General features: G+C 34.8%; 13 protein-coding genes. 8 read left to right on the forward strand and 5 right to left on the reverse strand.

Annotated elements, in window-relative coordinates; all coding sequences use genetic code 11:
- The first annotated feature begins 118 nt into the window (after positions 1-118).
- The 5 genes from purN (at position 119) to ACJRPK_RS02385 (ending at position 4,031) form a co-directional block, all read left to right on the forward strand.
- Positions 119-697, forward strand: a complete 579-nt coding sequence (purN, locus tag ACJRPK_RS02365) for a phosphoribosylglycinamide formyltransferase (RefSeq protein ID WP_407138263.1) — start codon at positions 119-121, stop codon at positions 695-697.
- A gap of 88 nt (positions 698-785) precedes the next feature.
- Positions 786-1,421 carry a viroplasmin family protein gene (locus ACJRPK_RS02370; protein ID WP_407138264.1) on the forward strand — a complete coding sequence of 212 codons (636 nt, stop codon included), beginning with the start codon at positions 786-788 and terminating at the stop codon, positions 1,419-1,421.
- Between the two features lie 289 nt (positions 1,422-1,710).
- Positions 1,711-1,953 (forward strand): SdpI family protein, encoded by a 243-nt coding sequence (locus tag ACJRPK_RS02375; RefSeq protein ID WP_407138813.1) that lies wholly within the window; start codon positions 1,711-1,713, stop codon positions 1,951-1,953.
- A 3-nt stretch (positions 1,954-1,956) separates the two neighbouring features.
- A complete protein-coding gene (locus tag ACJRPK_RS02380) occupies positions 1,957-3,369 on the forward strand; it encodes an alpha/beta hydrolase family protein (protein WP_407138265.1) in 1,413 nt (470 codons plus the stop codon).
- Between the two features lie 77 nt (positions 3,370-3,446).
- Positions 3,447-4,031 carry a hypothetical protein gene (locus tag ACJRPK_RS02385; RefSeq protein ID WP_407138266.1) on the forward strand — a complete coding sequence of 195 codons (585 nt, stop codon included), beginning with the start codon at positions 3,447-3,449 and terminating at the stop codon, positions 4,029-4,031.
- A gap of 157 nt (positions 4,032-4,188) precedes the next feature.
- Here the strand turns inward: ACJRPK_RS02385 and ACJRPK_RS02390 are convergent, their stop codons facing one another.
- Positions 4,189-5,274, reverse strand: a complete 1,086-nt coding sequence (locus tag ACJRPK_RS02390; protein ID WP_407138267.1) for a M12 family metallopeptidase — start codon at positions 5,272-5,274, stop codon at positions 4,189-4,191.
- Between the two features lie 286 nt (positions 5,275-5,560).
- On the opposite strand from ACJRPK_RS02390, the gene ACJRPK_RS02395 reads away from it, so the two are divergent.
- A complete protein-coding gene (locus ACJRPK_RS02395) occupies positions 5,561-6,490 on the forward strand; it encodes a PfkB family carbohydrate kinase (protein WP_407138268.1) in 930 nt (309 codons plus the stop codon).
- Positions 6,491-6,572: 82 nt separating this feature from the next.
- Positions 6,573-8,471, forward strand: a complete 1,899-nt coding sequence (locus ACJRPK_RS02400; RefSeq protein WP_407138269.1) for an amidophosphoribosyltransferase — start codon at positions 6,573-6,575, stop codon at positions 8,469-8,471.
- Between the two features lie 263 nt (positions 8,472-8,734).
- On the opposite strand, the gene ACJRPK_RS02405 is transcribed toward ACJRPK_RS02400, so the two are convergent.
- The 4 genes from ACJRPK_RS02405 to ACJRPK_RS02420 all read right to left on the reverse strand — a co-directional run bounded on the left by ACJRPK_RS02405 (position 8,735) and on the right by ACJRPK_RS02420 (position 11,448).
- Positions 8,735-9,232: a YciI family protein gene (locus ACJRPK_RS02405; RefSeq protein ID WP_407138270.1), complete on the reverse strand. Its 498-nt coding sequence runs from the start codon at positions 9,230-9,232 to the stop codon at positions 8,735-8,737.
- Between the two features lie 65 nt (positions 9,233-9,297).
- A complete protein-coding gene (locus tag ACJRPK_RS02410; protein WP_407138271.1) occupies positions 9,298-10,203 on the reverse strand; it encodes a transporter in 906 nt (301 codons plus the stop codon).
- A gap of 87 nt (positions 10,204-10,290) precedes the next feature.
- The gene (locus tag ACJRPK_RS02415) at positions 10,291-10,764 is read right to left on the reverse strand and encodes a CYTH domain-containing protein (RefSeq protein ID WP_407138272.1); all 474 of its coding nucleotides are present in this window, start codon (positions 10,762-10,764) and stop codon (positions 10,291-10,293) included.
- 21 nt (positions 10,765-10,785) lie between these two features.
- The gene (locus ACJRPK_RS02420; RefSeq protein ID WP_407138273.1) at positions 10,786-11,448 is read right to left on the reverse strand and encodes an NAD(P)H-binding protein; all 663 of its coding nucleotides are present in this window, start codon (positions 11,446-11,448) and stop codon (positions 10,786-10,788) included.
- 93 nt (positions 11,449-11,541) lie between these two features.
- Between ACJRPK_RS02420 and dinB the strand changes: the two genes are divergently transcribed.
- Positions 11,542-12,630 carry a DNA polymerase IV gene (dinB, locus tag ACJRPK_RS02425; protein WP_407138274.1) on the forward strand — a complete coding sequence of 363 codons (1,089 nt, stop codon included), beginning with the start codon at positions 11,542-11,544 and terminating at the stop codon, positions 12,628-12,630.
- Position 12,631: the final 1 nt, after the last annotated feature.

Here is a 12,631-nt window from a genome sequence, read left to right on the forward strand (position 1 = left end):
ATCCCTTAAAAATGTCTGTGTATTTTATCAAATATAACGAAGTATTGTGTTTTTGCTGTGTCTAAATGGATAATTATTATTTTTTTTGTACTTATAAATGAACTAGCACTCGATTGATATGAAACGTATTGTAATTTTTGCCTCAGGTTCGGGAACGAATGCAGAGAATATTATCAAATATTTTAAAGCTAATGCACTAGCAGAGGTTACACATGTCTTTTCTAATCGACCACAGGCCAAAGTGTTACGAAGGGCTCACGAGCATAAAGTAAAAGCGTTACATTTTGACAGGAATTCATTTTATGAGACAAATGAGGTGCTTAATATTCTTAAGGATGCCAAGCCGGATCTCATTGTTTTGGCTGGGTTTTTATGGATTTTTCCAAAGAAAATTATCGATGTGTTTCCGGACAAAGTAATTAATATTCATCCCGCATTACTTCCAAAATATGGTGGAAAAGGGATGTTTGGAGACCACGTTCACCATGCTGTGATCAATAATCAAGAGAAAGAAAGCGGAATTACGATCCATTTTGTAAATGAAAAGTATGATGATGGGGCAATCTTATTTCAGGCAAAAACATCTATATCTGAAAATGACAACGCCAAAGATCTGGCTAAAGCAATACATAAATTAGAACACAAGCATTTTCCCACAGTCATTGAAAAATTATTGTATCCCGAAGACGCACAGTAAATAGAAAAATTCAAAGGGTTTTGATGCTGGCAGGATAGGCTCTCAAGGTTTAGGCAGACGAACAAAAATCGAATACGCATACTATAGCATGGCTAAAAAAGAAAAATTCTATGTAGTTTGGGAAGGCCATCGACCTGGCATCTATACAAAATGGGAGGACTGTAAAGCGGTTATTAATGGTTTTGCTGGTGCGAAATACAAGTCCTTTGAAAATTTTGAGGTTGCCAAAAAAGCATATCAGGGCGATTATGACGATTATAAAGGAAAAAGTAAAGCTAAACCAGTATTATCAGAAGCGCAGAGATTAAAAATCGGCGAACCTAATTTATATTCTATCGCGGTTGATGCAGCTTCAAGTGGTAACCCTGGTAAAATGGAATATCGGGGAGTAGACACACAAACGGAGAAGCAGCTTTTTCACCAAGGTCCTTTTGATCAGGGGACGAATAATATTGGAGAATATTTAGCACTGGTACACGGTCTAGCTTATTTAAAGAAGATAAATAGCGATCGTATTTTATATACAGATTCTAAAATTGCAATGAGCTGGGTTCGACAAAAAACTTGTAAAACCAAACTTGTCAAAACCAGTAAAAACAAAAAGGTTTTTGATTTAATAGACCGAGCTACGCAATGGTTAAAAAGCAACACCTATACTACCAAAATAGTCAAGTGGGAAACCAAAGCCTGGGGCGAAATCCCGGCAGATTTTGGGAGGAAATAAAGTAGAGTACTCAACTATATTCCATATAATACTGTTTGGTTGGATTTATTTTTATTGCAGTATCATTTCACTTTCCCACTATTATTTTTCATGGTTTTTTTAGCTTCTTTTTATCTATGTTAGGGGCACTGATTCTGTGCTTTCTCCCAAAGAATCCATAGGCTCAAATTATTTTAAATGTCTAATTAAAAAGAAACGAATTATGACTATTCTTATTATTTTAAATGTTACCATAGCCTTTTTAATTCTTATAATGCCTATCTTATTTTTAAAAAGACCCCCTAAAAAAATGAATAGTCTTTATGGTTACAGAACCCCACAATCCTTGAAAAATGAGAAGAATTGGCAATTTGCTAATAAGTTATGGCCAAAGATTTTATTAAAATATAGTTTAATAATACTTGGTATCCAGTTAACAACAATCGTATTCTTTGGTTATATCATTTCTGTTTTTTTGACAATCATTTTATGGATAATTATATTATTCTTATCTATAATACTAACTGAGAATAAGCTGAAAAAAATTAGATAAAAAATGAAAAATCTTATTTTATTATTAGTGTGTAGTGCAAGTTGTTACTTTTCTAATGCGCAAGACTTCACAGGAATTTGGAAGGGGGTTTTAGAAGTTCAAAACACTCAACTACCTTTGATTTTTAAAATACGTAAAACAGATAGCGTTTATATTTCAACAATGGATAGCCCAGCTCAAGGAGCCAAAGATATTTCTGTTGACAACACTTTAATAAAAGATTCAACCGTAATTTTTTCGATTAAAAATCTGGGATTATCGTATAAAGGAACTATAAAAAAAAGTAATAGCATTTCCGGTATTTTTAGACAAGGGGGCACCATATTGTCTCTTGACCTTGTGAAAAAAGCAGATTCTAAAAGAGTAAACAGGCCACAAGAGCCTATTTCGCCTTTTCCTTATAGAAATGAGATTGTATCTTTTCAGAATAAAGAAGGTATAAACTTATCGGGCACATTATCTTTCCCTAGTGAAATAGATAAAACCATTCCTATAGTTATATTAATTAGTGGTAGTGGTCCGCAGAACCGAGACTCTGAAGTATTTGGCCATAAACCATTTTTGGTTATTACAGATTATTTAGTCAAAAATAAGATGGGTGTTTTACGTTTTGATGATCGGGGAGTGGGACAATCACAAGGAGATTTTGCTAAAGCAACTACTCAGGATTTCGCTAATGATGTAGCATCAGCCGTTGATTATCTTTCTAGTAGAAAGGATGTTAATTTCAAAGAAATTGGCTTAATTGGTCATAGTGAAGGAGGAATTATAGCGTCAATGGTCGCAAACAAAAGAGATGCAGTCGATTTTATAATTTTACTCGCTTCTCCTGGTTTAAAAGGTAAAGAATTATTGTTGTCTCAGTCAGAAGCATTGCTCAAAAAAAATGGGATGAGTAATATTGAAATCGCAAAGATTGATAAAATTAACCGTAAATCTTATTCTTATATAGAAAGAATAAAAGAAACAAATAAATTAAAAAAGAAGCTGAAAAGTCATTTACAAAATGCACTAAAAAAGTATAATTTTTTATATCAAAAGCCAACACAGATTAGCGATGAAGAGTTTATCGATAACTTAGTCAACCAAATGTCATCTCCATGGTTTATTTTTTTTGTAAAATATAACCCTGAAAATGATCTTAAAAAGGTGAAGTGTCCTGTTTTGGCAATTAACGGCGAAAATGATTTACAAGTACTTCCTTATAAAAATTTAATCGCTATAGATAAAGCTCTAAGTAGAGGGAAGAATAAAAATTATACCATAAAAACAATACCTGATTTAAATCATTTGTTTCAAGAGAGCGAGACAGGTTTGCCAATTGAATATCAGAAGATAGAGCAAACTTTTTCTCCTAAAGTGTTAAAACTTATGGTAGATTGGATAAAAGAAAATAAAGTTTTTACTATTAAATGATTAAATGGCAGCCAAAGCCTGGGGCGAAATCCCGGCAGATTTTGGGAGGAAGTGATTTATAATCCTTAGACTTACATATGATTAGATTTTTTAGTTTATTGTTTATTTTACTTCTTGCAAGTTCATGTAAAGAAGGTAAGAAGGTGGATATAGAAAAAATCAAATCTAATGAATCGGAGCAGAAAGTTTCAGTTAAAGCCTTAAACACGGTAAAAAAGAAGGAAGCATTTTTAGAACAGATTTTTATAGACGATCAAAAAGCGAGAGATCCAGAAGTAGTGCTAGAGATTTTAAAAAAGAATAATTTTGATAAAAATTCTTATTCGTACAGGCAATATGTCAATAGAATGAACTATGTCGGCGAGCAAAATTTTATAAAGATTATGCAATACCTCGAGGCATATGGGTATCCTGATGATGCTATCAAAAGTATAAAAGCTAGGTCGGCGGTTGCAACTGTGACATTACACCAACAGCCAAACAATAAATTATTAGTGTACCCCTATTTGAAAAAGGCCTACGAGCAGGGTAATTTGGAGGCTGAAAAATTTTCTTTTGTATTAAATAGAATGCACATTAACAAATTTGGTAAAAGCTATCCACATGCTAGAACAGAAGAACAAAATATTGTTGAGTTATTAGATATATTGGGTTTAGAGTAATTTTTAGAATTAATGTGTTTAACTTTCAGAAAGTCTTTTTAAAAGGTTTTTGATATATACTACATAAAAAAATGCCCTGAAATTTACTTCAGGGCATTTAGTTCTTTTATGAAACTGACTTATTTAACAATTCCATGTGTTTTATTGTTGGTTAGTATTAACTACCACAAGGTCCAAGATTATTCCATCCTGTCGATGTTCTTTCATATAAATCTCCGTTGTAAGTAACCTGATCTCCTACAGCATAAGAAGTACTGCCGTTGTATGGAGCTACACCGTCACATTTATCAACTACCGGGCTGCTTCCACATGCACCAAGGTTGTTCCATCCAGTGGATGTTCTTTCATATAAATCTCCGTTATAAGTAACCTGATCACCAACAGCATAAGAAGTACTGCCATTATATGGAGCTACACCATCGCATATATCGTTACTTGGAGTTCCACTAAAAGGATAAATAGTTCCGATAAAGGATTTATCAGTACTCGATAAAACTGTATTTCTTCCAACAGCAACTCCATCTAGTGTGTGTTCTGCCGGAATAGGGTAATGCATAATAGATTTTGGATCATACACACTATAGTTAGAAGTACTAGCTTCATAACGTCTGAACAGGTTATTGTCAACCTGTGCTCTACTCCAGTTATTTGGAGGTCCTGCATAATACGCATACACTGCTTCTTTATCCCAGTTAATTCCGGCAACTGGATTTTGATGTTCATGGATCAAACCAAGCGCATGACCAAATTCATGTATGGTAGTTCGACTAAATTCACTATCTGTAGTTGTGTCATTAAACCATCCAAAGTGCATACTTCGAGAATAACTGTTAGAATCTGTTCCTAAATAAGACCAGGATCCACCATCATTTGCATATGCACCTTCTTTGAACGTAATTTTAATGTTGGCAGCCGTACTACTGTTTGATGCTAGAAATACAAGTTTTACATTAGCAAATTGCTCCCATTCTTTAGCATACTGTTGTACTTTGGATTGTACGAAATTGTTTCCGTTTAAGAATTTAACGTAGATAGTTTGACCTGCATCCCATTCTTTAGCTTTGACACTTGCTGCTTTTGTATTAAGTTTTGCATCCCACTTTTCTACACACACATGTGCATTTTTGATAACTTCAGAATCCAAGGAGATTTCTGTAAGCTCTTTAGAATCTTTTTCGCAGCTAAACAATAAGGTTGACAAAAAAGCAACCACAAATAATTTAGCTAATAATAATTTTTTCATTATAAGTATGAGTTTATGTTAAGACGGCAAAGAGAAGAAACTTTACTGTTTTTTCACAATTTTTTAACATTTTTTATTTTTTAATTTCATAGAAAGCAACAAAAGTATATTGATTAAACAGTCTTAGCGGTAAAAAATTATCGTATAATTATCTTTCTCTCTCGGTGATTTATAAACTCGAATTCTCTTATTTTATCGATATTCCATGTAATAATGGCAAGCTATTTGATTTCTTATCTATTCTAAAAACTAAAACTTATATTTGCAAAAAAATATTACGCTATTTATGAGTAAATTACTGATTGTAGGCTCTATTGCCTTTGATGCTATTGAAACTCCATTTGGAAAAACTGATAAAATTTTAGGAGGAGCTGCACCGTTTATTGGATTAGCTGCTTCTACTTTTAATGTTCCTTCAGCTATTGTTTCTGTTGTGGGAGAGGATTTTCCTGAAGAATACTTAAAAATGTTACAGGATAGAAGCATCGATACCGCCGCGGTAGAAATTGTTAAAGGAGGAAAGACTTTCTTCTGGAGTGGTAAATATCATAACGACCTCAACTCCAGAGATACATTGGATACGCAACTTAATGTGTTGGCAGATTTTAACCCTATCGTTCCGGATCATTATAAAGATGCCGAAATTGTGATGTTAGGAAACTTAAATCCGTTGGTACAGCTTAGTGTCCTGGAGCAAATGACTGTAAAACCAAAGTTGGCCATCTTGGATACGATGAATTTTTGGATGGAAGATATGTTTATTGAGGATTTGCGTAAAGTAATTGCCAAAGTAGATGTAATAACGATAAATGATGAAGAGGCAAGACAGCTTAGTGGAGAGTATTCTTTGGTTAAAGCTGCTCGTGCGATTGAAAAGATGGGGCCTAACTACGTAATCATTAAAAAAGGTGAACACGGAGCGTTATTGTTTCATAATGAACAAATATTTTTTGCTCCTGCTCTACCGTTAGAAGAGGTTTTTGATCCTACCGGTGCAGGGGATACGTTTGCAGGTGGATTTTCTGGATACCTTACAAAAACGAATGACATCTCTTTTGAGAATATGAAAAAAGCAATTATTCATGCCTCCAATTTAGCTTCCTTTAGCGTAGAAAAATTTGGAACCGAACGCATGCAGGGATTGGAAAGAGAAGAAATAAAAAAACGTTTACAGGAGTTTAAAGAATTGACACAATTCGAAATTGAATTGACATAGTATTATATAAAACCCTAGTCATTATCCACTAGGGTTTTTTTATTTAAGAGGAAAACACAACAACTAGAATTTTAGATATATAATGAGTGACGCTTTAAAACATGAATGTGGTATCGCAATGATCAGATTGCTGAAGCCGTTGGAATACTACAAGAAAAAATACGGGAGTGCATTTTACGGAGTAAATAAAATGTACTTGATGATGGAGAAGCAGCATAATCGTGGTCAGGATGGCGCAGGACTAGCAAGTATCAAGTTAGACACATTACCAGGAGAACGCTATATCAGCCGAATTCGTTCTAGTGAACCACAACCTATACAAGATATTTTTTCTCAGATCAATGATCGTATCAATACGGAGTTGACTGCAAATCCGCAATATAGTGATGATGTCGCTTGGCAGAAAAAAAATGTTCCTTATATCGGTGAAGTATTGTTAGGTCATGTACGTTATGGAACTTTTGGTCAAAATAGTGTAGAGAGTGTTCATCCTTTTTTGAGACAAAACAACTGGATGCACCGTAATCTTATTGTTGCGGGAAACTTTAACATGACAAACAACGACTTGTTGTTCAAAAACTTAGTGAAACTGGGTCAGCATCCTAAAGATAAAGTGGATACTATAACCGTGATGGAAAAAATTGGCCATTTTCTGGATTCTGAAGTAGCCAAACTATATAAGAAACTTAAGAAAGAAGGTTTTAGTAAAGTGGATGCTTCTCCTGAAATTGCAGAACGACTTAATGTTGCCAAAATTTTGAAAAAATCATCTCGTGATTGGGATGGAGGTTATGCTATGGCAGGGATGTTGGGGCATGGGGATGCTTTTGTTTTGAGAGATCCGGCAGGAATTAGACCTACCTACTATTATCAGGATGATGAGGTAGTGGTTGTTGCTTCAGAGCGACCGGTTATACAAACAGTTTTTAATGTTGATTTTGAAAATGTAAAGGAATTAGATCCGGGTAAAGCAATTATTATAAAAAAGAGCGGAGAGACTTCGATCCAACGAATTATAGCGCCTTTAGAACGTAAGGCTTGTTCTTTTGAGCGCATTTATTTCTCAAGAGGTAGTGATGCCGAAATTTATGAAGAACGCAAAATGCTTGGAAAATTGATAATGCCTCAGGTGCTCAAAGAAATTAATCACGATACTATAAACACGGTATTTTCTTTTATTCCCAATACGGCAGAGACCTCTTTTTATGGCATGGTAGAGGCTGCTCAGGATGAGTTAAATAAGCAAAAGAATGAAACTATTCTGGCGGAAAAAGAGCAACTAACAAACGAACGTTTAAAAGAAATTTTATCACATCGTTTGCGTACCGAAAAAATAGCGATTAAAGATGCGAAGCTTCGTACATTCATTACAGAAGATAGTAGTCGAGATGATTTAGTCGCACACGTTTATGATATTACGTACGGAGTTGTCAAGGCTGAAGATAATTTGGTAATTATTGATGATAGTATTGTAAGAGGAACAACACTTAAGAAGAGTATTATTAAAATGCTGGATCGTTTGCAACCCAAAAAGATAATTGTCGTATCATCAGCGCCACAAATTCGTTATCCCGACTGCTATGGTATTGATATGGCTAATTTGGAAGGACTCGTAGCCTTTAATGCAGCACTTGAATTACTCAAAGAAGATGGCAACTATGATTTGGTAGAAAAGGTATATGAAAAATGTAAATCGCAAGAAAATTTTGAAGATTCGGATGTTCAAAATTATGTAAAAGAAATCTATGCAAACTTTTCAGATCAAGAGGTCAGTGATAAGATTGCAGAGCTTTTAAGCGAAGAATCAGTAACAACAGATGTAAAAATAATCTATCAAACGGTTGATAACCTCCATAAAGCATGTCCAAAAAATCTTGGAGATTGGTATTTTACAGGAGATTATCCAACCGTGGGTGGAAATCGGGTCGTAAATCGTGCGTTTATCAATTTTTATGAAGGAAAAAATGAAAGAGCGTATTAAAAAGATAAAAATTATTTGTGTTAAATTTTTATTTTTTGTGTAGTTCAACAAGTATTTTGACCGTTTGTCTAAAACATTTTTCCACAAGGAAATAACGCTTTATATTAGCAGAGCCATAGCATAAGTAGGTTAAGTTCATGGTAGATTTGGGGCAAAAAAAGGTGGATCTTCCACCTTTTTTTATTTTATAAAAGTTTTACTTTTTTAGCACTTCGCACGCTCAAAGTTTCAAACACACGAGCATCCAAAAAAAACTTCACAGATTATCGTAACGAAAAACCTTTAGCTGCCCACCAGGGATGAATTTCTATTTCTAAGCGACCAGCTTGTACCATAGGATCAGACTTAGCAAGGCTATCTGCTATCCTAAGGGTTGGGGTGTTGTAGATGGTAATACCACGAATGTCGCCATCATCTCCAAATGGACCGGAGATATCTGCATACCCTAATTCATACATTTTTCCTAAATGAGCAAGATGTAATTTTTGAAGACTGTTCACTGTTTTTTTATCCTGATCAATAGTTTCGCCTCTTTTTAAAAACGCCATGAAATATTGTTGCATCAAAATAGTGTCCCCCGATTTTTCATCTACATAATCGAAGATCTGAAACCCCTTATCAGTTAGCTCTTTTTTTAGAGCACTGACAGATTTCGTATATTCAATACTTGTCGAACTTGATACTGTATTGGTTGTTTCGGTAGTATGTTTACATGAAAAAAGTAGAAATGATAATAAAAAGATATACCTGTACACGATCATAGTTAAGCATTTAGTTATTTATATTATGATATTATCAAAAATAATCTAAATACTCAATATAATGGCTACCTTAAATTATATACTAATCCGATAGAATAAAACGATTCCTTATTAAAATTACGCCCAGTTGCATTTACACCGTAGCTTCCAGATACACCTAGCGCTTGCTTATATATCGGGACATATAGTGTAAAAGAAATATTTGTGTAATCAACCTCAGTTTCCGGCAAGGCCGCAGGACCGCCTGCAGCACCAAATTCTGGAGAGCCGATTTGCAGGCCACTGGTAGAATTTTGAACACTAACTTTAGTATCTGCGTAGAACCAAGAACAGAAATAACCAAGTTTAAACGAGTAATAATACGCATTAGGGATATCAAAATCAGAACTCGTGCGATAACTATAACCAAATAGTGTTTCAATAAAAAGATTAGAAGGTAGCGTATATTGAGCAATTGCGATACCGTCTATGGCTGTCGCTTCATTACCAACAGATAATACACCGCCTCCATTATAACCGCCGACAGGGACAGATACTCCCAGTGCTCCACTAATATTCAGGGTTGCTTTGTTAGTAAAAGTATTTGCTAAGGCTCTTGCCTTAATATAGACCGCTAAATCCTGAAGACTACTTTCGGTATCATCATTAGTTACAGGGTCAAGTGCTCCTGCTTCACTTTCGACAGAAATATATGGTAGTGTGATGGTAGTAGATAACCAATCCAAAATACCATAAGAAGCATATAGGCTATAAATTGAAGATGTAATTTCGCCTAAACCTGCAGGGTTGCCATTGGTTAAAGTCTCTCCTCTATAAAATTTATCAAAGTGCTTATAAGTATAACTGGTGGCTACAGTAAGTTCGCCTTTTTTGAGTTGAAATCCGTGAACTGAAGTCTGGGAAAGTGCAGAATTATTGAGAAATAAAAAGAAAATAACAGCAACGATCGAAAGGTATGATTTGTGTAACATAATAAGAAAGTATTGGTTAAAAACAAATTATTAGTCGTTTAACAATCAATTAATTACATCAAAAAAGTTACAGTTTTGTTAAATAAATCATGGAGTCCATTCAGAAAAAGGATTTTTACTTAGTTGAGAATTGTAGTATTTTTTATCACCGGTAACTTCTTTGCCTAACCAATTAGGTTTTTTAAAACCCTCGTTTTCTTCAGTTAGTTCAATTTCGGCGAGAATGAGTCCTTGATTAGCCCCAGAGAATACATCTACCTCAAACATATGTTGGTCTACGGGAATTTCATATCGAATTTTTTCGATACTACCGGCCTCACAAAGTTTCAATAGCTGTTCTGCTTCATTGACTGGTATTTCCCTTTCCCATTCAAAGCGGGTAGTGCCTGAAGCATTCCCAATCCCTTTGACTGTTATAAACCCGGTATTTCCTTTGATGCGTATACGAACTGTACGGTCGGGATCCGTATTTAAAAAGCCTTGTTCAATTCTGTAAGAGGTGTGAGCTTCTTCCTTGAAAGCGGTAGAAGTGACTAAAAATTTTCGTTCAATTTCCTGCATGTGATCCGTTAGATTATGTAATTACATTTTTAAAGCAATGTCCTGCAGCGTATCTGATTCGATAATTTCTTTGTCGTAATCATTTTTTTCTAACCAACGCATGGCTTTAGCTATGGTTTCGGGTTTGATAGATCGATATTTCTTCAGGTTTCCCGCAAGCAACGGGTTAATTATTCTCATAAATTGAATAAATAAATACTCCCCGATTCTTCTTTCCTCTCTTTTTGTGTCAATAAGAGAAGGTTGTAAAACATACGTGTTGTCAATAGCTAATTTCAAAAGTGCTTCCTGCATTTCGCCCTTTATTCTATTGTAGAAAATTTTACTTTTAGGGTTCACGCCAAGCGCAGAAATAACCATGAAACTTGAAATTTTATTTTGAACGCAAAGCTTCGCAGCGGCTAACGGAATTCCGTAATCGATTTTTTTGTATAATTTTTTATTCGGAGTTTTACTTTTGGTAGTACCTATACAGCAAAACACCACATCACCGGTAAACGCATCTGCATAATTGTCAAGTTTAAAAAGATCAATCAGATATTCTTCAACCTTTGGGTGGTCTGTATTCGAACTACTTCGGGAGAATAGTTTTACTTTGTCATAATCCGAATCTTCTAAAAGTTGTTGTAGTAAAGCATGTCCGGTTAATCCTGTAGCGCCTAAAACAATTGCAATTTTGCCCATACCCTTTAAATTTTAACGTAAAGGTAGGTAATGATGCGGGGAACATTAGTCAAAGAAGCTATAAATTTGCAGTATCAAAATTCATAAGAGTAAGTGGATCATCGCAAAATCATACATGTCGACATGGATGCTTTTTATGCCTCTGTAGAACAGCTGGATAATCCTGATTTAAGAGGAAAACCGCTGGCTGTTGGCGGCAGTGAAAAGCGTGGTGTGGTGAGTGCTGCGAGTTATGAAGCACGTGTCTATGGCGTACGATCGGCAATGAGTGGAGCGATGGCAAAAAAGCTATGTCCCGACCTTCTCTTTGTAAAACCTAGATTTGAGCGATATAAAGAGATCTCTTCAGCAATACGGAAGATTTTTTTTGAATATACTGATTTAGTAGAGCCATTATCACTGGATGAGGCATATTTGGATGTTACAGTAAATAAAAAGGGTAATCCGAGTGCAAGTTTGATAGCACAGCATATCAGACAGCGTATTTTTGATCAAGTTGGGCTCACGGCCTCTGCAGGGATTTCTATCAACAAATTTGTAGCAAAAATAGCGAGTGATTATAACAAACCTAATGGTCAAAAAACGGTAAATCCCGAAGAGGTTATCGAATTTCTGGAAAAACTGGATGTAAAAAAGTTTTACGGAGTGGGTAAAGTAACCCAGGCCAAAATGTATGAGATGGGTATCTATACCGGCTGGGATCTTAAATCAAAAACTGAGGAGTTTTTAAATCAGCATTTTGGCAAATCAGGTAAACATTATTTTCAAATTGTACGGGGTATACACACAAGTCCGGTAAAACCAAATCGAGAACGTAAATCCTTGGCAGCTGAGCGAACGTTTAGAGAAAATATAGCATCTGAAATCTATATGATAGAACGTTTGGAAAGTATTGCTGAAGAGTTGCAACGCCGTTTAAAAAACAGTAAAGTTTCAGGAAGAACTATAACATTAAAAATAAAATACAGTGATTTTACCTTGCAAACTCGTAGTAAATCCTTGCCTTATTTTGTGAACGAAGCAGCTATCATACTGGAAACAGCTAAAGAATTATTGTATCAGGAAAAAATGAAAAATTCTGTTCGCTTACTGGGAATTTCGCTATCCAATTTAAATACCGCAAAATCTTCAGTAAAAAAGAAGGAGGAAGTAGAAATAATTCAGTTGAAATTTGACCTGTAAA

This window comes from Aquimarina sp. 2-A2, assembly GCF_045505135.1.
Classification (GTDB): Bacteria; Bacteroidota; Bacteroidia; order Flavobacteriales; family Flavobacteriaceae; genus Aquimarina; species Aquimarina intermedia.